Origin of the sequence: Actinoplanes regularis (genome assembly GCF_900188005.1) — a bacterium.
Lineage (GTDB): Bacteria > Actinomycetota > Actinomycetes > Mycobacteriales > Micromonosporaceae > Actinoplanes > Actinoplanes regularis.
Window position 1 is genome coordinate 642,689 of the sequence record NZ_FZNR01000001.1, and the last position, 19,055, is coordinate 661,743.

Genomic DNA, 19,055 nt, shown 5'->3' on the forward strand with positions numbered 1-19,055 from the left:
AAGAAACGAAAAGGCGTCCACCGTACGGTGGACGCCTTGCCGATCTTCGAGAGGGTCAGCGGGCCTTGCGGCTGGCTGCCGCCCGGACCGTGGTCACGCCCTTGGCACGAGCCGAGACCGCCGCAGGCGCGGCGGTCTTACGGCTCGTCTTCTTCGCCGGCGTGCTCGTCTTCTTCGTGGCCGCGGCCTTGGTGGCGGTGGCCTTCGTAGCGCCGGCCTTGGTGGCAGTGGCCTTGGTGGTGGTCGCCTTGGTGGTGGTCGCCTTGGCCGCGGTGGCCTTGCCGACCGTCTTCTTCGCCGCGGTGGCTGTCGTCTTCTTGGCAGCCGCCGTGGCCGTCTTCTTCGCCGCCGCCGACGCCTTGGTCGCCGACGCCTTGGTCGCCGCGGACTTGGCGACGGTCTTGACGGCGGTCTTCTTCGCCGCCGTGGCCGTCGTCTTCTTCGCCGCGGTGGTCGCCGCCTTCGACGGCACGGTCTTGCTGGCCGCCGTCTTCTTGGCGGCCCCCGTGGTCGCGGTCTTCTTGGCGGCCGCGGTGGCCGTGGTCTTCTTGGCAGCCCCCGCGGTCGCGGTCTTCTTCACCGCCGCCGTGGCCTTGGCCGGTTTTCCACTGGCGACAAGTTCCCGGAAGGTGTTGCCGGCCCGGAATGCGGCGACCGACGTCTTCTTCACCTTCACCGCCTCACCGGTTCGCGGATTTCGCGCGGTGCGCGCATTGCGCGTCCGCTTCTCCCAGGAGCCGAAGCCGGTAAGGGAGACCTTGTCTCCCTTGGCGACGGCGTTCTGCACCTCACTGATGAACGCGTCCAGCGCAGTGGTCGCCGTCTTCTTGTCACCCAGCTTGAGGGCGAGCGCCTCAATGAGCTCGGCCTTGTTCACGGTTTCCTCCCGGACGTGAGAACTGGCCCGTCGCAGGCCATTCTGCGCGCACGGTATGCCCTCTGACCTGGAGACACAAACATTCGTGGCAAAAATCCGTTGTGTCCTAACGAAATTCGCCCCTGTCGGCGACACCGACAGGGGCAAATTCGAGGTCGAGGCTAAAGAACGACGACCGGCTTGAAAGACGGGCGACCCTTCTCGTACGCGCTAATCGCGTCCTCGTGGCGCAAGGTCAGTCCGATGTCGTCGAGCCCTTCGAGGAGACGCCAGCGGCTGAAATCGTCGATGGGGAACGGGTAGGCCGCGTCGTCCACGCGGACCACCCGCTCGGCCAGGTCGACGGTGATCTGCTTTTCCGGCTCGCTCTCCGCCAGATCCCAGAGGCTCTCCACGATCTTCTGGTCGAGCTGGACCGGCAGCAGGCCCTCCTTGAGCGCGTTGCCCCGGAAGATGTCACCGAACCGGGCCGCGATCACCACCTTGAAGCCCCAGTCCCGCAGCGCCCAGACCGCGTGCTGGCGGGACGAGCCGGTGCCGAAGTTCGGCCCGGCGACCAGGATGGTGGCGCCGGCGTGGGCCGGGTTGCGCAGCACGAAGCCCGGGTCCTCGCGCCAGGCGCTGAAGAGGCCGTCCTCGAAGCCGGTGCGGGTGACCCGCTTCAGGTAGACCGCCGGAATGATCTGGTCGGTGTCCACGTCGGAGCGGCGCAGCGGCATGACCTTGCCGCTGTGGGTGACGAACTTGTCCATGAGTCTCTCCTCCGGTCTCAGAGGTCGGCGGGGGCGGCCAGTCGGCCGACCACGGCGGTGGCGGCGGCGACCTGCGGCGAGACCAGGTGGGTGCGGCCACCCTTGCCCTGCCGGCCCTCGAAGTTACGGTTGGAGGTGGAGGCCGCACGCTGCCCGGGCTCGAGCGTGTCCGGGTTCATGCCGAGGCACATCGAGCAGCCGGCGAACCGCCACTCGGCGCCCGCGTCCGTGAAGACCTTGTCCAGGCCCTCGGCCTCGGCCTGCTCACGCACGACGTACGAACCGGGGACGATCATCATTCGGACGCCGTCGGCGACCTTGTGCCCGCGGATCACCTCGGCCGCGGCCCGCAGGTCCTCCAGCCGGCCGTTGGTGCACGAGCCGACGAAGACCACGTCGACCGGGACGTCCCGGAACGGGGTGCCGGGAGTCAGGTCCATGTACGCCAGCGCGCGCTCGGCGGCGCTGCGCTCCTGCTCGTCCAGGAAGTCCTCCGGGCTCGGCACGACACCGTCCAGCGCGGCACCCTGGCCCGGGTTGGTGCCCCAGGTGATGAACGGGCTGATCGCCGCGGCGTCCAGGATGATCTCGGTGTCGTACTCGGCGCCCTCGTCGGTGGCGAGGGTCTTCCAGTACTCGACGGCGGTGTCCCAGTCGGCGCCCTGCGGCGCGTGAGCGCGGCCCTTCAGGTAGGCGAACGTGGTCTCGTCCGGCGCGATCATGCCGGCCTTGGCGCCCCACTCGATCGACATGTTGCAGATCGTCATCCGGCCCTCCATGGAGAGCCCGCGGATCGCCTCACCGCGGTATTCCACGATGTGGCCGTTGCCGCCGCCGGTGCCGGTCTGCGTGATCAGCGCGAGGATCAGGTCCTTCGCCGAGACGCCGGGGCGCAGCTCGCCGACGACCGTGACGGCCATCGTCTTCGGCTTCGACTGCGGCAGCGTCTGGGTGGCGAGCACGTGCTCGACCTCGCTGGTGCCGATGCCGAAGGCCAGCGCGCCGAACGCGCCGTGGGTCGCGGTGTGCGAGTCGCCGCAGACGATCGTCGTGCCGGGCTGGGTCAGACCCAGCTGCGGGCCGATCACGTGCACGATGCCCTGGTTGACGTCGCCGAGCGGACGGATCTCGACACCGAACTCGGCGCAGTTCTTCCGCAGGGTCTCGATCTGCGTGCGGGAGACCGTGTCGGTGATGGTCAGCAGCTCACCACGCCGGGTGTTGAACGCAGGATCCGAATATCCGGTCGGGGTGTTGTGGTCCTCCGTCGCGAGCGTGAGGTCGGTCCGGCGAACCCGCCGACCGGCCATCCGCAGACCGTCGAACGCCTGCGGACTGGTGACCTCGTGCAGCAGGTGCAGGTCGATGAAGAGCAGGTCCGGCTCGCCCTCGGCCGTGCGCACCACGTGGTCATCCCAGACCTTCTCGGCCAGGGTCCTGGGTTTCCCGCTCTGGGGAGTGACTCCCACCATCTGGACATCCTAAATTCTGGAATGTATGTTTCGGCTTGTGGGACACAGTATGAGCGGTGTTGGCGTTCTCGACAAGGCGGTTGTCATCCTCGCCGCATGTGTCGACGGCGCCAGCCTGGCCGAGTTAGTCGAACGCACCAAGCTGCCACGGGCGACCGCACATCGCCTGGCCCAGGCCTTGGAGATCCATCGGATGCTGGTCCGGGACACTCAAGGAAGATGGCGCCCCGGTCCTCGTCTCGGCGAGTTGGCGAACGCCGCGCCGGACGTTCTGCTCACCGCTGCGGAGCCGCTGCTTTCCGCATTGCGGGACGCCACCGGCGAGAGCGCCCAGCTCTACCTCCGGCGTGCGGACGAACGCATCTGCGTCGCAGCGGCCGAGCGCGCCAGCGGCCTGCGCGACACCGTGCCGGTCGGCTCGGTGCTGCCGATGGTGGCCGGCTCGGCCGCCCAGATCCTGCTCGCCTGGGAGCCACCCGAGGCGGTGATGCCGTTGCTGCCACGCTGCAAGTTCACCGGCCGCACGCTGGCCGAGGTACGCCGTCGCGGCTGGGCGCAGAGCGTGGCCGAGCGCGAGCCGGGCGTCGCCAGCGTCTCCGCACCGATCCGGGACCGGACCGGGCGGGTGATCGCCTCCATCTCGATAAGTGGACCGATCGAGCGGCTGGGGCGTCGTCCCGGCGAGCGCCATGCGATGGCCGTCGTCCGGGCCGGTCAGCGCCTCTCCGGCCTCTGATTCCCGGTCCCCGGTAGCCCCTGTCCGCGTTACCTCTCGCGCCCGATGGCCGCTTTCGCGTCCGTCGGGCGCGCCGCGTTTTTCCGCGGCGTCCGCTTCACCCTCGGCGGCTGCCGCGTCTGATGCCCTTCCGCCGTCAAAATCCCGTTCCCGTACGCCGGCAGCACCCCTTGGTTCACGTCGGCAACGCAGGTCGGGGTCTTCACGTCCCGGATCCTCGACCGCTCAGGCAGTCCAGCTGATTCACATGCTGGTATCCGGCGGCCCGACACCCCAACCAGCCCGGTTGGCCCACACACCGGCAACCAACGGCCCGGACAGCCCAACCGGTCGGGTTGGCCTACACGCCGGCAACCAACGGCCCGACAGCCCAACCAGCCCAACCCAGCCGGGCTGGCCCACACGCCGGTAACCAACGGCCCGGACAGCCCAACCGGTCGGGTTGGCCCACATGCCGGCAACCGACGGCCCGACAGCCCGACCAGCCCGGCTGGCCCGGCTGGCCCACACACGGGTATTAAGCGACCCGACATCACCACAACCAGCCCAACCAACCTGGCTGGCTGGCTCAGATGGTGGTTTGCTGAGTTGGCTGTCCAGGGCTTCGTTCAGGGGGTCCAGACGGCGTTGTCGTGCGCGAAGAGCACCTGCCGGGGGTCGAGGGACAGCAACCGGTCCAGCCAGGGCGGCGAAACGCCGACGCCGGCGCGATGACCGAGGACGTCGCCGGTGAACGCGGTCGCGTGATCGTGACTCTGACCGGCGACGATCACAGCGCCGTCGCCGGTGACGACCACGACGGACTGGTGGCCGGCGGTGTGCCCGGGAGTGGGCACGATCAGCACGCCGGGAAGGATCTCGGCCTCACCGTCCAGTTCCTCCAGGACCGCACCGGGATGATCGACCAGCGCGGCAAGATACTGCTCGGAAGTCCGGGCCAGGGCGAGTTCGGAGCGCTGCGTGAAGACCGGGCGGCCGGCCAGCTCCGCGTTGCCGCCACAGTGATCGAAGTGCAGGTGGCAGTTGACGACGTACCGAATATCGTCGATCTTGCTCCCGGCGACCGCGAGCGCCTCGCCCAGCGCGACCCGGCGCGGTCGGTAGTGCGCGTCGACACCCGGAACATGCCCCATCCCGGTGTCCACCAGGATCCGCCCGTCCGGATGATCGATCAGATAGCCGAGAGCGGGTTCGGCCCGGGCCGAACCGGTCCCGGTCTCCTCAGCCGGCCGGACGAAATACCCGAAATCAACCCGCCTGAGGGCGACATCGCTCATCGCCGAAGTATCCCCACGATGCCGCCGTCGCCCCTCAAAACTCTGCCCGCAGCAGATCCGACACCGTGGCCGACCACGCTCGCCGCAGTCCCACCCGCTGCGATCTTGGCGACCTACACCCAAATAGCAGCTGTGCTGTCCCGAGACACGCATCAAGGGGAAGTCCCGATAGATGTGCCACGGGCTGTTGATCATGAGGGTTCGGGTGAGGGTGATGTGGTTCTTGTCGGGGTCGAAGTGCAGGTGGCCGATGGATTGGCCGTCCGAGATGTAGATGATGACGTGGCTGCCGTCGCGAATGGCGGTGACGGCGGTGCCGGCGGAGGCGGTGCCGGCGGAGGCGGTGCCGGCGTAGGTGCGGTGCCGGCGTAGGTGCGGTGCCGGCGTAGGTGCGGTGCCGGCGTAGGTGCGGTGCCCGGCGTAGGTGCGGTGCCCGGCGACGGCGATGGCGCCGGTGCGGCCACGAGGCAGCGGTGCAGGGTGGCATCGGTCTGGACGGGCGGGCTGTCGGGTCCGCCGAGGCTGACCGCAGTTGTCCATGCCTGTTGTGGGGCGGCGAGGCGGCAAGGCAAGGCGGAGCAGCAAGGCAAGGCGGCAAGACAAGGCCACGGTTTGCGTTGGCGAGTCAGGTAGAGCCATAGACGAAAGTGGCCCGCACCGTGATCGGTGCGGGCCACTTTCAGTGGTAGTCCCGAAGGGATTCGAACCCTCGCTACCGCCTTGAGAGGGCGGCGTCCTAGGCCGCTAGACGACGGGACCAGAACCTTCTTGCACCGCCCTGCCGGAGCGGCGCGCTGAACTCTATCAGCACCTTTGGCCAATCCTCGAATCGGCAGCCCCCTCCCCAGCACTACCGTGATCGGGCCCACAGACACCCAGAAATCGTGTGCGATCCACGCCAACTCGCAGTCACAGCAAAGCCCTCATCTGCCCGCCGCCAACGATCGCCAGGGCCAGACGCAAGAGGCGGGCACACGGGCCCGCACGCCAGGCCAGCACGAGAGCCAGAAGCAACGCCAGCACGGAAACTGCAGCCGGCCAGGGCAGGAACCCGAAACAGCCGGCCAGGGCAGGGAAGCAAAAGCAGCCGCCCAGGGGCAGAGGAAGCAGAAGCAGCCAGCCAAGGCAGGGAAGCAGAAGCAACTGGCCAGGGCAGGAACCAGAAGCAGCCAGCCCGAGGCAGGAGCAGAGCAGCCGGCCCGAGGCAGAAACCAGAAGCAGCCAGTCAGGGCAGGAACCGGAGGCGGCGGGGCGGCGCGGAAGGCAAGCCCAAGAGGCGGATGCGGGAGGCAAGCGCGAGAGGGCCAGGTGCCGGGATGGGCGGAGTGACGTCCGCTACCGCGACGATCGGGCCCACCACAGAAAGGTGAAGCTCATCCGGGAGCGACCATGACCTGCCCGGAAACGGCAACAGCCCACATCCAGTGGATGCAGGCTGTTGTCTGAAAGTAGTCCCGAAGGGATTCGAACCCTCGCTACCGCCTTGAGAGGGCGGCGTCCTAGGCCGCTAGACGACGGGACCAGAACTGCTGCTGCGTCAAACTCACGCTCCAGCTCTGCCAACCACATGGGTTGACATCGCTGGGGTACCAGGACTCGAACCTAGACTAACTGAACCAGAATCAGTCGGGCTGCCAATTACCCCATACCCCATTTGGCCCGGCTTGCCGAGCCGTTGAGAACTTTACCCGAGCCCTCCCCGACCACCAAATCGGGTTACCGAAACTGGTCTGGGTGGCGGCTCGCCCACTCACGGTAACTCATCGCAGGGCGGCCGAGCAGGTCGAAGACCGTCGATGTCGCCTGCTGCGGGGACGACTCCAGGGCAGCGAGACCCTCCAGGTACCAGGCGCCGTAATCACCCATGGCCGACGTGAAGTGAGCTCGGGCGGCGTCCCCGGTCAGCTCCACGTACCGCAGCGTGCGCCCCAGCCCGGCGCCGATCTCCGACACCTTCCGCCGGCGGCTGAGTGCCACCGGGCCGGTCAGCTCGTAGGACTCGCCGACATGACCGTCGGAGAGCAGCACCCGGGCCGCCACCGCCGCGATGTCCTCCTGGGCGATCGGCGCGTTGACCACCTCCGGGTACGCGTCCCGGACGAGATCCCCGGCCTGGATCTGCGGTGCCCAGAGCAACCCGTTCGCCATGAACTCGCCCGGCTCCAGATGGGTGAACGGAACGCCGGACGCCTCGACCCCGTCCTCGACGGCCTGCCAGTGCGCGCCTTTGGGGCCGGACATGTCGACGATGTGCCGTACCCCATGGTCGGCGGCGAGCCGGGAGACCGCCGCGGCCGACGGCGGATGTGGCGCCAGATACATCCGCTCGACGCCGGCCAGGGCGTCGGAGACGGTCGCCAGGCGGCCGAAATGGCCGCGCACCACCTCGACCCCGGGCGGCAGCGCGGCCCGTTCCGGGTCGGCGGTGAGCGCCCGCACCGACGTCGCGCCGAGTGCGAGCAGCTCGTCGACGACCATCCGGCCGACGTTTCCGGTGGCTCCGGTAACCAGGATCACCACGCTGCCTCCAGGGGAGAGCCGGCTCAGTCCAGGGCGACCACAGTGTTGCGCAGCTCACCGATGCCCTGCACGGTCACCGACACGGTGTCGCCGGGCTCGATCTTGCTGACCCCGGCCGGTGTCCCGGTCAGGATCACGTCACCGGGCAGCAGGGTCATCACGTGCGAGACGTACGACACCAGTCCGGGGATGTCGAACACCATGTCCTTGGTCCGCCCGATCTGCCGGACCTCCATGTTGTTCGGGTCCCGGCCGACCTCGCAGCGCACCTCCAGGTCGCTGACGTCCAGCTCGGTCTCGATCCACGGGCCGAGCGGGCAGAACGAGTCGAACCCCTTGGCCCGGGTCCACTGCGGATCCTTGCGCTGCAGGTCGCGGGCGGTCACGTCGTTGGCGCAGGTGTAGCCGAAGATCGCCTTCTCGGCGCCGGCCCGGTCGACGCGGCGGGCGCCGGTCGCGCCGATCACCACGGCGAGCTCGGCCTCCTCCTCGACCTGCTGCGTCACGGACGGGATCCGGATCGCGTCGTTCGGGCCGATCACCGAGGTGGACGGCTTGATGAAGATCAGCGGCTCCTTGGGCACCTCGTTGCCCATCTCGGCGGCGTGCTCGGCGTAGTTGCGGCCGACCCCGATCACCTTGCTGGAGAAGATCGGCGCGAGCAGGCGTACGTCCGGGAGCGCCCAGCGCTGCCCGGTGAAGACCACCTTCTCGAACGGCAGGCTGCTGATCTCGGCCACCGTGAGGCCGGAGGCGCCGTCACCCTCGACGACGCCGAACGACACTCCAGCGGCATGAACAAAACGGGCGAAGCGCACGGGTAATCCCCATCTTCAGAAGGACCGACCCCTGAAATCTACGCCGGGCGCGAGGAATCGACGCCGGGTGCGGCACCGAGCCGTGGGAACGGGTCCAGGGCGAACACCACCTCGACCGGCACCTCGAAGTACTGACAGATCCGCAGCGCCAGGTGGAGGCTGGGGCTGAACTCGCCCCGCTCCAGGTAGCCGACGGTCTGGTAGTGCACCCCGAGAGCGTCCGCCAGCTGCCGGCGCGAGATGCCGCGCTCGGCGCGCAGCATCGCGATCCGGTTGTACGTGATCTCGCTCGCCATCGCCGGCTCAGCGCCCGACCCGGGTCAGCGCCCGCTCGCGCCGCGCCGCCACGGCCGAGCCGGACTCGCGGGCGGCCATCCGCCGCAGCAGCATCGGTGCCAGGGTCAGGCCGATGATCGCCCAGCCGGTCAGCACCCCGAAAGTCGCCAGGTGGCGCCAGGAGTGTGCGATCTCCACCGACGCCATCGAATCGGGCAGGAAGGCCGAACGCATGCCCAACCCTAGCCAGTACATCGGGAAGGCCTGCGCGACGCCCTGCAACCAGCCGGGGAAGCCGCTGATCGGGTAGAAGATGCCGGAGATCGCGATCAGCCCGAGGATCGGGAACATCACCATGGCCATGTTGCGCGGATCGTCGAAGAGCGAGCCGATCGCCGCACCGAGCGGCAGGGTGGCCACGAAGCCGAGCGGCAGCAGCCAGAACAGGGTGAGCCAATCGGTCCCACCGGCATCCAGGCCCTTCACCAGGAGGAGGCCGGGGATCAGCTGGAGCAGGAAGCTGATCAGCGACATCCCGCCGATCGTCACCACCTTGCCGATCAGGTAGCTGGTCATCCCGCGCGGGACCGCTTTGGCCCGCAGCAGCGTGCCGTCCTCCCGGTCGACTATCAGCATCTGCGCCGTCGCCACCAGGCCGCCCATCGCGATCCCCATGCCGAAGGCGCTCGGCAGGGTGCGGGCGCCGAGCGAGAACGAGGTGCCGGGAACGGTCGCGTTCCGCATGAAGAAGGCCGTGCCGAGCAGCAGGATCGCGGGAAAGACGTACTGCCACAGCTCGGCCGGGCTGGTGAAGGTGTGCCGGATGTCGATCCAGCCCCGGCGAAGTCCCAGCCTCATCGAGCTCATCGCGCCACCTCCGCTGCGCTCCGGCGCCGCAATGAGCTGACAACTGAGCTTATGGATTCGCTCGCAAGCTCGCTCATCGCGCCACCTCCGCTGCGCTCCGGCGCCGCAATGAGCCGATAACTGTGCCTACGGATTCGCTCGCAAGCTCGCTCATCGCGCCACCTCCGCTTCCAGGACCAGCTTCATGTACGTGTCCTCCAGACTGGACCGGCGCACCTCCAGGTCACCGATCGCCTCGCCGTACTGCAGGAAGAGGTGGTGCACGTAGGCCGTGGCGTCCGCGGTCGAGTGCACGAACCGCTGGCCGTCCCGGGTCCAGCGGATCTCGGTCTCCCCCGCGACCTGCCGGGACAGCTCGTCGGCCGAGCCGCTCGCGATGATCCGGCCACCGGCCAGGATCAGGATCCGGTCGGCCAGTTTCTCCGCCTCGTCCAGGTCGTGCGTGGTCAGCAGGACCGTGGTCTCGACCAGGTCGGTCAGCTCGTGGATCAGGTCGTGGAACTCACGCCGGGCGGCGGGGTCGAACCCGACCGTCGGCTCGTCCAGGAACAGCAGCTCGGGACGGCCGGCGATGCCGATCGCCACGTCCAGCCGGCGGCGCTGGCCGCCGGAGAGACGACTGACCCGGGTCTTCGCGGCGGCGGTCAGGCCGACCGCCTCGATCAGGTCGTCGACCGGCCAGGGGCGCGGGATCCGGTCGGTGCCGAACGGGGCGTAGTGCAGCCCGACGTGCTCCAACAGGTCGCGGACCCGCCACCGGCCGTGGTCGCGCCAGGATTGCAGGACCACGCCGAGCCGGGACCGCCAGCGCTCGTCACCGCGCTCCGGATCGACGCCGAGCACCCGGACGTGCCCGGCCGAGCGACGCCGGAAGCCCTCCAGGATCTCGATGGTGGTGGTCTTGCCGGCCCCGTTCGGCCCGAGCAGCGCGATCACCTCGCCGGGCCGGGCGGAGAAGTCGATGCCGTCCAGAACCTCCTTGGCCCCGTAACGCATCCGCAGGTCACGGACCTCGATGACCGGCTCGGCCGCCGGCAGCCGCTCGCCGGCGCCGAACGCCCCCACCACTACCGTCTCCGTCATGTCCACCACGCTATCAAAGTCGTAGTAGATGTACTACATTGCTGAGTATGGCTTCTGTCGTCGCCCTGACTCTGGGGTTCGGTCCCCGGCTGGGCTTCGCACTGCCCGGCGCGCCCGGGTTCGGCTGGCCGCCGAGACCTCGGCCAGCATCGACAAATCCCCCTAAATCTGAAGAAGAGCCAAATACCGCCGCGACCGAGCCGCAAGAACTTGCCGTGGCGGACCTCATTCGCGCCTAACGGTGATCGTGTTGATCGCTTCGGCTAGATACATTGGTGCGATGGGGATCAAGCAGGTGAGGGCACTCACCACCACGCTGCCCTCGGTCACCTGGATACCCCTCGCCCGGGCGCACGCCGAGCGCGCCGACCAGATGACCGCGGGCCACCGTGCCCGCCGGGCGACGGGTGAGAAACACGCGATCGAGGACTTCCTCTACGACTACTACGGCACCCGCCCGGCACAGCTGGGCCGCTGGCATCCGGGCGTCGGCGCCGGCCTGGCCCCGGCCCCGAGCGGCGTGGCCGAGCAGTCCGGGTGGAAGTTCTACGCGACCTACGAGGACGGCACGGTCGCCCTCGACCAGGACGCCTTCGTGCAGGCTCGCGGCGAGAGCATCCGCTACATCCACGGCCTGCTCTCCGCGACCGCGTCGCGCCCGGTCTTCTCCGGCTGCTTCGGCCTGCACGAGTGGGCGATGGTCTACCGCGACCCCGAGCACCGCCATCCGCTGCCGCTCCGCCTCGGCCAGTCCGAAACGGACAAGGTCGTCGAGCAGCACACCATCCGCTGCACGCACTACGACGCGTTCCGCTTCTTCACCCCGGAGGCCATCGGCCTCAACCGCCTGCAGCCCACCCGCGCCACACAGGTCGATCTGGACCAGCCAGGCTGCCTGCACGCCGCGATGGACGTGCACAAATGGGCGCAGAAGCTGGGCCCGGCGGTCCCCGGCGCGCTGGCGCTGGACTGCTTCGCCCTGGCCGGCGAGATCCGTCTGCTGGACATGCAGGCGAGCCCCTACGACCTGACCTCTTACGGTCATCCCCCGGTCAAGATCGAAACCCCGGACGGCAAGGCGGAGTACGTCGGTCGCCAGCGCGAGCTGGCCCGCCGCGCCGCCGGCCTGCGCAGCCGCCTGATCCGCGTCTGTGAGGCGCTGCTCGGCCCCGAGGGCGCCGCCCGGAACCGCGAGACGGTCGCTCCCTACAACCAGCGCTGAAGCGAGGCGCCGACAGGCGGGACCGGCCCAGCGGCGGCGGCCGTCAGCGTGGCCATGATCCGGCGAACACCCGGCCCAGTGCTCCGGCCGCACGCCCGAGCGCAGCGACACAGAGGCGGATCGCGCCGCCCGGTGCAGGGCGGTCCGCGGGCCGTTCTGTGAGACAGGTCTTCTAATCGACGCCGCCTTGTTTGACGGCGGCGGCGACAAGGCCGTGATCCCGCCGGCACCGAAGGAAGCGATCGCCCGGCTGATTTTCGCCGCGACACGGGACGGCTGGTGAGCCAGGTCAATATGTGCGCGATCAGCTTCTTGAGCAGCTCGTAGGCGGCGTTGCCGACGATCCCGCCCAGAAGAGTAAGTGCGATCGAGATCGCCTGCTGCTTAACCGAGGTTCATGAGCTCGCGCTCCTTTCCGGAGCGATACTTGGTAGGAATCGCCCCGCACCGGGCCAGCACAGCCTCCACTGATCAGCGGCCCTTCGCCTGCAGAGACAGAATCAATGCCCCGGGCTTGCAGTCATCCCTCCAGTGATCGACTCGGCCCTCGGCCATACAGGCACACGCAAAGCCTAGGGCCGCCAAAGTCCACTGATCGCGTCAATCAGCCGAAAGGGGACGGTGACCCACGGCCCCGAGCCCGGCGAACAGCACCGCCGACGCAACGCGCCGTGCCCAGCCGACAGCAGATGAAGGCGCCGCCCGCGATCACCGCGCTCTTCGAACAGGAACGCCCCGCCCGGAAGCACTCCGGAGCGGGGCTGTTTCTCCTGCCGGCCGCGTCAGTCCATCTCTCCGCGGCGGTTGCGCTTGATCTGGGCTCGGCGCTTCTTCTCGCCGATGCGACGCTCGACCGATCCACGGGACGGTTTGGTCGGACGGCGCTGGCGCGGTGGTGGCGCGATGGCCTCGCCGACCCGCATGGCGAGGCGGGCCTCGGCGGCCTCGCGGTTGCGGAGCTGGGAACGGTGCTCGGACGCCGTGATGGTCAGCACGCCGTCGACCAGCCGGCTGCCGAGCCGTTCGACCGCCCGCTCCTTCAACGCGGGTGAGAGCAGGCTGGACGCGAGCAGGTTCCACGACAGCTCGACCCGCGAGTCGGTCGTGTTCACGCCCTGGCCGCCGGGACCGCTGGAGCGCGAGAAGCGCCACGAAAGCTCGGCCTCGGGGATAGCCAGGCCGGGCCGGATCAGCACGTCGGCCATGTGGTCCCCCTTGCAGAAAGCCGGACCCGCGAGCCGGTCGTGTGCACTCGTTGGCCGCCCGGACCACCGGAGCGGGAGAAACGCCACGAGAGCTCCGCCGCCGGGATGGTCAGGCGGTCGTTCACCCGTACGTCCTCAAGCACGCCGCCCAGCATCGCACCCGGGCAGGCCCGCCGCCATCCGGTTATAGATCGACTCCGGGAGAGACGCCCAGAGCGAACGAACCCGCGCAGCGGGGCCGAAGCCCGGCGTTACAGGGCATGATGGGTCGGGTGACGTCCCCAACCGCACCGGTCGCCACGACCGGGTATCCGTGGCCCATCGAAACCACGCGGCTGGCGAATGGCCTGCGTGTCGTCGTCAGCGAGGATCGGACCGCTCCGGTCGTCTGCGTCAATCTCTGGTACGACGTCGGCTCCCGGCACGAACCGCCCGGTCAGACCGGTTTCGCCCACCTCTTCGAGCACCTGATGTTCGAAGGGTCGCAGCACGTCAAGAAGACCGAGCACATGAAGCTCGTGCAGGGCAACGGCGGCTCGCTGAACGCCACGACCAACCCCGACCGGACGAACTACTTCGAGAGCATGCCCTCCGAGCATCTCGAGCTGGCGCTCTGGCTGGAGGCCGACCGGTTGGGCGGGCTGGTCCCGGCGCTCACCCAGGAGACTCTGGACAACCAGCGCGAGGTGGTCAAGAACGAGCGCCGCCAGCGGTACGACAACGTGCCGTACGGGGATGCGTGGCTGCGCCTGTTGCCGCTGCTCTACCCGCAGGGGCATCCGTACCATCACGCCACGATCGGGTCGATGGAGGACCTGAACGCGGCGAGCCTCGACACCTTCAAGGCGTTCCACCAGCAGTACTACGCGCCGAACAACTGCGTGCTCACGGTCGCCGGGGACGCTTCACCGGCCGAGGTGTTCGCGCTGGCCGAGAAGTACTTCGGGGCGATCGACACCGTGCCGGACATTCCACCGGCGCCGTCCGGGCACCTGGCCGGGCCGGCCGGCGAGCCGGCGCGGGAGACGGTCACCGCGGCGGTTCCGGCCCCGCGGATCTACCTTTCGCACCGGACCTACCCGTTCGGCTCGGCCGGCTACGACGCGATCACCGTGCTCGCGACCGTGCTCGGCAGTGGCCGGGGCAGCCGGCTCTACCAGCGGCTTGCCGACGGCAAGCGGATCGCCCAGCCGGACTACATCGGGTCGTACGGCGTCGATCTGGCGCACGCGCCGGCCCCGCTGATCATCACGGCCACCGCGAAGGACGGCGTGGACGCCGGGACGCTGGAGGCCGGCCTCGTCGAGGTGGTCCAGAGCCTGATCGACGAGCCGGTCACCGAAGACGAGCTGAACCGGGCCAAGGCGCTGCTGACCACCAGCTGGTGGCGGCAGGTGTCCACGGTCGGCGGGCGGGCCGACACGCTGGGGCGGTACACCACCCAGTTCGGCGACCCGGCGACCGCCGGTCACCGCCTCCCGGCCTGGCAGGCGGTGACCGCCGACGACATCACCGAGGCGGCCGTGAACACGCTTCAGCCGTCGTCCCGCGTCACCCTGACCTACCTGCCGGAGAAGTCCGGGGAGGAATCATGACCCTGATCACCACCCGCCCGGCGCCCGGCACCGCTCGTCCGTACGCCTTCCCGGCGATCCACCGGGTCACCGCGCACGGCGGCACCGTGATCGCCGCCCACCTGCCCGGTCAGGTCCTGGCCACCGCGGTGCTGCTGCTGGACGCCAGCGGCGCCCGGGAGCCCGAGGGCCGCGAGGGCACCGCGACGGTGCTCGCCAAGTCCCTGGAGGAGGGCACGAAGAAGCGCGACTCGGCGGCGTACGCGCTGGCCCTGGAGGGGCTGGGCGCCGAGCTCTCGCCGTCGGTCGACTGGGACGCGTTCCGGGTCGGCGTCTCCGCCCCGGCACCGCGGCTGGCCGGCGCGGTGCGGCTGGCCGCCGAGGCCGCCCGCACCCCGAAGCTGGACCCCTCGGACGTGGCCCGGGTCCGCGACGACGAGGTGACCGCGCTGCGGATGGACTGGGCGCAGCCGGGCCCGCGGGCCGACGCCGCGCTGCGCGCCGACCTGTTCGCCGCCGAGGGGCGGTACAGCCGGCCGCTGCACGGCGATCCGACGTCGGTGGCCGCGGTGACCGTCGACGACGTGCTCGCCTTCCACCAGGAGTGGATGCTCCGCCCGGGTGTGCTGCTGGTCGCCGGTGACCTGGACGGGCTGGACCTGGCCGAGCTGGCCGAGGCCGCGTTCGCGGACACCACCGGGCAGGCGCTGGCCCTGGACGCGCCGCTGCGCCTGAGCGTCCCGGCGAAACCGCGGGTGATCCTGGTGGACCGGCCCGGCTCGGTGCAGTCGACGCTGCGGATCGGGCATCGGGCGCCGGAGCGGGCCACCCCGGACTACGTGCCGATGACCCTCGCGGCGACGGTGCTCGGCGGGGCGTTCACCTCCCGGCTGAACCACCTGATCCGCGAGGTGAAGGGGTACACCTACGGCATCCGGGGGTCGTACGCGATGACCCGCCGGGCCGGCCGTTTCGAGGTGGCCGCCGGGGTGCAGACCGCGGTGACCGGGCCGGCGATCCTGGACACGCTCGGCGAGATCCGGCGGACCCAGGCGGAGGGGGTGACCGAGGCGGAGCTGGAGGTGGCCCGTTCGTGGCGGGCCGGCCAGCTCTCGGTGGAGATGCAGACCCCGGGCGCGATCGCCGGTGCGCTGGCGTCGCTGGTCGTGCACGGCCTGCCGGACGACTACTACGAGACGCTCCGCCGGGAGTACCTGGAGGCGACGGTCGAGCAGGTGTCCGCTGCCGCCGGCCGGCATCTGGCGGTGGACGGCCTGACGCTGGTGGTCGAGGGCGACGGCGAGAAGATCAAGGCTGATCTGGCCGAGTTCGGTGACCTGACCGAAGCCACGGTCTGAGCGGTCCGAAGGGGGTGTCACTCGACCAGTGACGCCCCCGGCTCGCCACGGACCGATAATCTCGCCGCCATGACGATCACCGACGCGCCGGCCGACGCGAGCCCGGCTGTCCGCGGCCGCCGGACCACGGTCACGGTCCTGCTCTGGTTGCTGCTGATTCCCGGCCTGGTGTGGACGGTCTTCCGGCTCGGCGGCTGGGAGCCCGGGCGGTTGATCCAGCTGCTGGCTTTCACTCCGTACGTCGCGATCGGGTCCTTGATCCCCGCCGTGCTGGCCCTGGCCTGCCGGCGCTGGGCGGCGGGCGTGGTGGCGGCCCTGATCGCCGTCGTCCTGGCGGCGTGCGTCCTGCCGCGTGCCCTGCCCGACCTCGACAAGGGGGCGACCGCGGGCACCGAGGTGCGGCTGATGACGTCGAACCTGCTGTTCGGCACCGCGGACGCGGCGGATGTGGTCCGGCTGGTCCGGGAGAACGACGTGGCCGTGCTGGCGGTGCAGGAGTTGTCGCCGAGCGCGGTGACCCGGCTGGCCGCGGCCGGCCTCGGCGATCTGCTCCCCTACCACTCGCTGGCTGCGGAGCAGGGAGCCAGCGGCTCCGGACTGTATTCGCGGTTCCCGCTCACCGATCCCGGTTCGCGGCGCAACCCGGGCGGCTACCGCTTCCTTCAGACGTACGGGACGATCGCGCCGGACGGCGCCTCGCCGGTGTTCGTCGAGTCGGTGCACCCGCTGGCCCCGGCCCTGCCGCAGTGGTTCGCCGGCTGGAGGAGCGACCTGGCGCATGAACCGCACTCGGACGGTGACAACCCGCGACGGATCCTGCTCGGTGACTTCAACTCGACGCTGGACCACGGAGCGCTGCGGGAGCTGATCTCGCACGGTTACCGGGACGCGGCGGACACCGTGGGCAAGGGCCTGATCGGCTCCTGGGGGCCGTACGACGGTGACCTGATCCCGCCGGTCACGATCGATCATGTGCTGGCCGACGAGCAGATCGGAGTGAAGGACATCTCCGTGCACGGGGTCAAGGGTTCGGACCACCGCGCGGTGATCGCCACGCTGATCCTCCCGGCGGCGTCATGACCGTCACCCTCCGCCCGCTGTCCCTGGACGACGTGCCGGAACTGACCGAGGTACTGATCGCCAGCCGGGCGTATTTGACGCCGTGGGAGCCGGTCCGCGACGAGAGCTTCTTCACCCCCGACGGACAGGCGCAGGTCGTCGAGGAGGTCCTGCGCGCCGACAACCTCCTGCACCACGTGATCCTGGAGGACGGCGCGATCGCCGGCCGGATGAACCTGAGCGGCATCGTCCGCGGCCCGTTCCAGTCGAGCAGCCTGGGTTACTGGGTCGCCCCGTCACGGGCCGGGCGCGGGGTCGCGACGCTCGCGGTCGCCGAGGCGCTGCGGCTCGCCTTCACCGAGTACGACCTGCACCGGGTGGAAGCCTGCACGCTGCTGCACAACGAGCGGTCGCAGCGCGTACTGCTCAAGAGCGGTTTCGAGCGGATCGGGATGGCGCCGCGCTACCTGAAGATCGCCGGTGAGTGGCAGGACCACTACCTGTTCCAGATCGTCGCGGAAAACTGGTTGGGGTCCGCTCCTTCGGGCGAATAGCATCGCGCCATGCACAGCAGCGCGTTCACGACCACGCCGGGACACCCCGGCGTCGAGTCGCGCTGACTCACGGCCCCGGGCGATCCGCCTGGGGCATCGGTGGGTCGCACGGGCATTTCCGCGAAGGAGATTCCTGATGCACGACCACCGCAGACTCGGCCGCGAGCTGGACCTCTTCGACTCCGACCCGCTGATCGGCGCCGGCCTGCCGTTCTGGCTCCCGGCCGGTGCCGCCGCCCGCCGCGAGGTCGAGTCGTATCTCTACGAACTCGAGCGCCGCAACGGCTATCAGCACGTCTACTCGCCCGCCCTGGGCAAACGGCAGCTCTACGAGCTCTCCGGTCACCTGGCGAACTTCGCCGGCGACATGTTCCCGCCGATGCCGGTCGGCGACGACGAGTTGGTGCTGCGACCCAGCATGTGCCCGCACCACGCGCTGATCTTCAAGGCGCGGCAGCGGTCGTACCGGGAGTTGCCGTTGCGGATCGCCGAGCTGGGGCAGATGTACCGGCAGGAGCGCTCCGGCGTGCTCGGCGGGCTGTCCCGGGTGCGGTCGATCGCGCTCAACGACTCGCACGTCTTCTGCCCGCCGGATCAGGCGTCCGCCGAGGTCGCCGGGGTGCTGCGGCTGATGCGCGAGGCGCATGCCGCGCTCGGTCTGCGGCCGGCGTCGTTTCAGCTGTCGCTGCGCGGGCCGGGGAAGAAGTACGGCGGTCCGGACGCGGTGTGGGTGCGGGCGGAGGCGATGCTGCGGGACGCGCTCGCCGCCGAGGGGATCCCGTACGCCGAGGTGGCCGGTGAGGCCGCCTTCTACGGTCCGAAGATCGACGTGCAGGTGCTGGACGCGGCCGGCCGGGAGTGGACCATCGCCACCGTCCAGATCGACTTCCATCAGCCGGAGCGGTTCGAGCTGTCGTTCGTCGACGCGTCCGGCGCCAAGGCCCGGCCGGTGATGGTGCACCGCAGCCTGGCGGGGTCGATGGAGCGGCTGTTCGGGCAGCTGATCGAGGAGCACGGCGGGGCGTTCCCGGTCTGGTACGCACCGGTGCAGGTGGCTGTGCTCCCGATCGCCGGGGCCCGGTCGTCGTTCGCCCAGGAGGCGATCGCCGCCGGACTGCGGGTCGAGGAGCGCTGGGACGGCTCCCTCGGGTCACGGATCCGAGCGGCCGCCAAGGTCCCGTACCTCGCGGTGATCGGCGCCCGGGAGGCCGCCGACGGCCTGGTCTCGCTCCGCCTGCGAGACGGCCGACAGCTGGACCCGATGCCGGGGGCGGACGCGATCGCACTGATCAGCGCAGTCGCCGCTAACCATGGACACGCACTCCTGCCATAGGCCCACTCTCACCAAAGGTGATTGCCGCCGGTGAGTTGGTGGCCGGTTTGCCGACGCCCGCGGGGTTTGCGG

Annotated in this window: 17 protein-coding genes and 3 tRNA genes; 7 read left to right on the forward strand and 13 right to left on the reverse strand. The window is 69.8% G+C overall.

Annotated features, from left to right (window positions below):
* Nucleotides 1–55 precede the first annotated feature (55 nt).
* The 3 genes from CHC09_RS02710 to leuC form a co-directional block, all read right to left on the reverse strand.
* Nucleotides 56–877 carry an HU family DNA-binding protein gene (locus tag CHC09_RS02710; RefSeq protein ID WP_089291308.1) on the reverse strand — a complete coding sequence of 274 codons (822 nt, stop codon included), beginning with the start codon at nucleotides 875–877 and terminating at the stop codon, nucleotides 56–58.
* A gap of 161 nt (nucleotides 878–1,038) precedes the next feature.
* A complete protein-coding gene (leuD, locus tag CHC09_RS02715) occupies nucleotides 1,039–1,629 on the reverse strand; it encodes a 3-isopropylmalate dehydratase small subunit (RefSeq protein ID WP_089291309.1) in 591 nt (196 codons plus the stop codon).
* A 17-nt stretch (nucleotides 1,630–1,646) separates the two neighbouring features.
* Nucleotides 1,647–3,101: a 3-isopropylmalate dehydratase large subunit gene (gene leuC, locus CHC09_RS02720; protein ID WP_089291310.1), complete on the reverse strand. Its 1,455-nt coding sequence runs from the start codon at nucleotides 3,099–3,101 to the stop codon at nucleotides 1,647–1,649.
* A 49-nt stretch (nucleotides 3,102–3,150) separates the two neighbouring features.
* Here leuC and CHC09_RS02725 point away from each other — a divergent pair, with 49 nt between their 5' ends.
* Nucleotides 3,151–3,837: an IclR family transcriptional regulator gene (locus CHC09_RS02725; protein WP_014447202.1), complete on the forward strand. Its 687-nt coding sequence runs from the start codon at nucleotides 3,151–3,153 to the stop codon at nucleotides 3,835–3,837.
* Nucleotides 3,838–4,445: 608 nt separating this feature from the next.
* Here CHC09_RS02725 and CHC09_RS02730 read toward each other — a convergent pair.
* The 9 genes from CHC09_RS02730 to CHC09_RS02770 form a co-directional block, all read right to left on the reverse strand.
* On the reverse strand, nucleotides 4,446–5,114 hold the full coding sequence (locus CHC09_RS02730; RefSeq protein WP_089291311.1) for an N-acyl homoserine lactonase family protein: 669 nt from the start codon (nucleotides 5,112–5,114) through the stop codon (nucleotides 4,446–4,448).
* Nucleotides 5,115–5,797: 683 nt separating this feature from the next.
* A tRNA-Glu gene (locus tag CHC09_RS02735) sits at nucleotides 5,798–5,873 on the reverse strand.
* Between the two features lie 690 nt (nucleotides 5,874–6,563).
* A tRNA-Glu gene (locus tag CHC09_RS02740) sits at nucleotides 6,564–6,636 on the reverse strand.
* 59 nt (nucleotides 6,637–6,695) lie between these two features.
* Nucleotides 6,696–6,767, reverse strand: a tRNA-Gln gene (locus CHC09_RS02745).
* A gap of 63 nt (nucleotides 6,768–6,830) precedes the next feature.
* Nucleotides 6,831–7,634, reverse strand: a complete 804-nt coding sequence (locus tag CHC09_RS02750) for an NAD(P)H-binding protein (RefSeq protein WP_089291312.1) — start codon at nucleotides 7,632–7,634, stop codon at nucleotides 6,831–6,833.
* Between the two features lie 23 nt (nucleotides 7,635–7,657).
* Nucleotides 7,658–8,452 carry a fumarylacetoacetate hydrolase family protein gene (locus CHC09_RS02755; protein WP_089291313.1) on the reverse strand — a complete coding sequence of 265 codons (795 nt, stop codon included), beginning with the start codon at nucleotides 8,450–8,452 and terminating at the stop codon, nucleotides 7,658–7,660.
* Between the two features lie 38 nt (nucleotides 8,453–8,490).
* Nucleotides 8,491–8,748 (reverse strand): helix-turn-helix transcriptional regulator, encoded by a 258-nt coding sequence (locus CHC09_RS02760; protein ID WP_089291314.1) that lies wholly within the window; start codon nucleotides 8,746–8,748, stop codon nucleotides 8,491–8,493.
* A 7-nt stretch (nucleotides 8,749–8,755) separates the two neighbouring features.
* Nucleotides 8,756–9,595, reverse strand: coding sequence for an ABC transporter permease (locus tag CHC09_RS02765; protein WP_089291315.1), 840 nt, complete (start codon nucleotides 9,593–9,595; stop codon nucleotides 8,756–8,758).
* Between the two features lie 150 nt (nucleotides 9,596–9,745).
* Nucleotides 9,746–10,591: an ABC transporter ATP-binding protein gene (locus tag CHC09_RS02770; RefSeq protein ID WP_239138068.1), complete on the reverse strand. Its 846-nt coding sequence runs from the start codon at nucleotides 10,589–10,591 to the stop codon at nucleotides 9,746–9,748.
* A 367-nt stretch (nucleotides 10,592–10,958) separates the two neighbouring features.
* On the opposite strand from CHC09_RS02770, the gene CHC09_RS02775 reads away from it, so the two are divergent.
* Entirely contained in the window at nucleotides 10,959–11,900 is a 942-nt protein-coding gene (locus CHC09_RS02775) for a 3-methyladenine DNA glycosylase (protein WP_089291316.1), read from the forward strand.
* A gap of 782 nt (nucleotides 11,901–12,682) precedes the next feature.
* Here CHC09_RS02775 and arfB read toward each other — a convergent pair.
* Nucleotides 12,683–13,105, reverse strand: a complete 423-nt coding sequence (gene arfB, locus CHC09_RS02780) for an alternative ribosome rescue aminoacyl-tRNA hydrolase ArfB (protein WP_089291317.1) — start codon at nucleotides 13,103–13,105, stop codon at nucleotides 12,683–12,685.
* A 263-nt stretch (nucleotides 13,106–13,368) separates the two neighbouring features.
* Between arfB and CHC09_RS02790 the strand changes: the two genes are divergently transcribed.
* The 5 genes from CHC09_RS02790 to thrS all read left to right on the forward strand — a co-directional run bounded on the left by CHC09_RS02790 (nucleotide 13,369) and on the right by thrS (nucleotide 18,983).
* A complete protein-coding gene (locus tag CHC09_RS02790; RefSeq protein ID WP_239138067.1) occupies nucleotides 13,369–14,700 on the forward strand; it encodes a M16 family metallopeptidase in 1,332 nt (443 codons plus the stop codon).
* Nucleotides 14,697–16,037 carry a M16 family metallopeptidase gene (locus tag CHC09_RS02795; protein ID WP_089291319.1) on the forward strand — a complete coding sequence of 447 codons (1,341 nt, stop codon included), beginning with the start codon at nucleotides 14,697–14,699 and terminating at the stop codon, nucleotides 16,035–16,037. Before CHC09_RS02790 ends, CHC09_RS02795 begins: the two co-directional genes overlap by 4 nt.
* A gap of 69 nt (nucleotides 16,038–16,106) precedes the next feature.
* Nucleotides 16,107–17,117, forward strand: coding sequence for an endonuclease/exonuclease/phosphatase family protein (locus CHC09_RS02800; RefSeq protein ID WP_089291320.1), 1,011 nt, complete (start codon nucleotides 16,107–16,109; stop codon nucleotides 17,115–17,117).
* Nucleotides 17,114–17,650, forward strand: a complete 537-nt coding sequence (locus CHC09_RS02805; protein WP_089291321.1) for a GNAT family N-acetyltransferase — start codon at nucleotides 17,114–17,116, stop codon at nucleotides 17,648–17,650. The genes CHC09_RS02800 and CHC09_RS02805 overlap by 4 nt, the downstream gene beginning before the upstream one ends.
* A gap of 136 nt (nucleotides 17,651–17,786) precedes the next feature.
* Nucleotides 17,787–18,983 carry a threonine--tRNA ligase gene (gene thrS, locus CHC09_RS02810; protein ID WP_089291322.1) on the forward strand — a complete coding sequence of 399 codons (1,197 nt, stop codon included), beginning with the start codon at nucleotides 17,787–17,789 and terminating at the stop codon, nucleotides 18,981–18,983.
* Nucleotides 18,984–19,055: the final 72 nt, after the last annotated feature.

Bases quoted from the DNA above. Each gene is read 5' to 3' on its own strand.
- CHC09_RS02765 (WP_089291315.1), bottom strand. From the start codon at position 9,595: ATGAGCTCGATGAGGCTGGGACTTCGCCGGGGCTGGATCGACATCCGG.
- CHC09_RS02725 (WP_014447202.1), top strand. From the start codon at position 3,151: ATGAGCGGTGTTGGCGTTCTCGACAAGGCGGTTGTCATCCTCGCCGCA.
- leuC (WP_089291310.1), bottom strand. From the start codon at position 3,101: ATGGTGGGAGTCACTCCCCAGAGCGGGAAACCCAGGACCCTGGCCGAG.
- leuD (WP_089291309.1), bottom strand. From the start codon at position 1,629: ATGGACAAGTTCGTCACCCACAGCGGCAAGGTCATGCCGCTGCGCCGC.
- CHC09_RS02770 (WP_239138068.1), bottom strand. From the start codon at position 10,591: ATGCGTTACGGGGCCAAGGAGGTTCTGGACGGCATCGACTTCTCCGCC.
- CHC09_RS02775 (WP_089291316.1), top strand. From the start codon at position 10,959: ATGGGGATCAAGCAGGTGAGGGCACTCACCACCACGCTGCCCTCGGTC.
- CHC09_RS02805 (WP_089291321.1), top strand. From the start codon at position 17,114: ATGACCGTCACCCTCCGCCCGCTGTCCCTGGACGACGTGCCGGAACTG.
- CHC09_RS02760 (WP_089291314.1), bottom strand. From the start codon at position 8,748: ATGGCGAGCGAGATCACGTACAACCGGATCGCGATGCTGCGCGCCGAG.
- CHC09_RS02795 (WP_089291319.1), top strand. From the start codon at position 14,697: ATGACCCTGATCACCACCCGCCCGGCGCCCGGCACCGCTCGTCCGTAC.
- CHC09_RS02730 (WP_089291311.1), bottom strand. From the start codon at position 5,114: ATGAGCGATGTCGCCCTCAGGCGGGTTGATTTCGGGTATTTCGTCCGG.
- thrS (WP_089291322.1), top strand. From the start codon at position 17,787: ATGCACGACCACCGCAGACTCGGCCGCGAGCTGGACCTCTTCGACTCC.
- CHC09_RS02800 (WP_089291320.1), top strand. From the start codon at position 16,107: ATGACGATCACCGACGCGCCGGCCGACGCGAGCCCGGCTGTCCGCGGC.
- arfB (WP_089291317.1), bottom strand. From the start codon at position 13,105: ATGGCCGACGTGCTGATCCGGCCCGGCCTGGCTATCCCCGAGGCCGAG.
- CHC09_RS02790 (WP_239138067.1), top strand. From the start codon at position 13,369: ATGGGTCGGGTGACGTCCCCAACCGCACCGGTCGCCACGACCGGGTAT.